The organism is Oleiphilus sp. HI0066, from assembly GCF_001635725.1.
Genome location: NZ_LWFH01001651.1, coordinates 1 through 870, shown reverse-complemented (window position 1 = coordinate 870; position 870 = coordinate 1). Strand labels below are relative to the sequence as shown.

Annotated in this window: 1 protein-coding gene and 1 pseudogene; one reads left to right on the top strand and one right to left on the bottom strand. The window is 44.9% G+C overall.

Going from position 1 to position 870, the window contains the following annotated elements; all coding sequences use genetic code 11:
• Positions 1–67 precede the first annotated feature (67 nt).
• A complete protein-coding gene (locus A3738_RS25750; protein ID WP_068501394.1) occupies positions 68–454 on the top strand; it encodes a RidA family protein in 387 nt (128 codons plus the stop codon).
• A 35-nt stretch (positions 455–489) separates the two neighbouring features.
• Here the strand turns inward: A3738_RS25750 and A3738_RS25745 are convergent.
• Positions 490–870, bottom strand: a pseudogene (locus tag A3738_RS25745) (hypothetical protein); the annotation flags it as partial.

Sequence of the window (870 nt, the reverse complement as noted above, 5' to 3'; positions counted from 1 at the left end):
TTCAAAGAATTATCAATCACTAAAGGCGCTCATTTACATTTGGCGCAACAATAGGTAAGGTTTAGATATGAGCAACAAATCAATTATTCAGTCAGATGCTGCACCAGCAGCGATTGGTACCTACTCGCAAGCAGTGAAGGCAGGTAATACTTTGTACCTTTCAGGTCAAATTCCTCTTGATCCACAGAGCATGGAGCTTGTTGGTGGCGGCATCGAGAATCAAATTAAGCGCGTGTTCGAAAACCTAAAAGCAGTATGTGAAGCTTCTGGTGGTTCACTTCAAGATATCGTGAAGCTAAATATCTTCCTCACAGACTTAGGTAATTTTGCCGCGGTCAATGAAGTAATGGCTACCTACTTCCAAAAACCTTACCCAGCGCGCGCTGCGATCGGCGTGGCTGCATTGCCAAAAGGCGCAGAAGTAGAAATGGATGGAATCGTTACCCTTTCATAAAACATTAAGAGTGAGCGCGCCTCACAAAAGCGCGCTCATTGATCAATCACTTCCAACATATTTGCATATCCTTCCTTGAACGAAGAGAATTTAAGTTGATATCCAGTCTCCTGCATTCTCTTATTACTTAAACGCTTATTTCCCGCCCTGCGCCTCACTGCCTCAATGCGACTGTCGTTCAGATTAACATCGAGTTTGTTCGCGATAAACGCATACACCTCGTTCATATCGACAGGATTATCATCAGTACAAACATAGAGCTCATCCAGTGCCTGACCTTGCGCATGCGACTTCATCAAAAATGTTAGAAAACCCACTGCATCTTCTTCATGAATTCGGTTGCTACGTCTACCTACTTCCAAAAACCTTACCCAGCGCGCGCTGCGATCGGCGTGGCTGCATTGCCAAAAGGCGCA

Excerpts from the sequence above, each read along its gene's own strand:
- A3738_RS25750 (WP_068501394.1), top strand. The coding sequence starts at position 68 with ATGAGCAACAAATCAATTATTCAGTCAGATGCTGCACCAGCAGCGATT.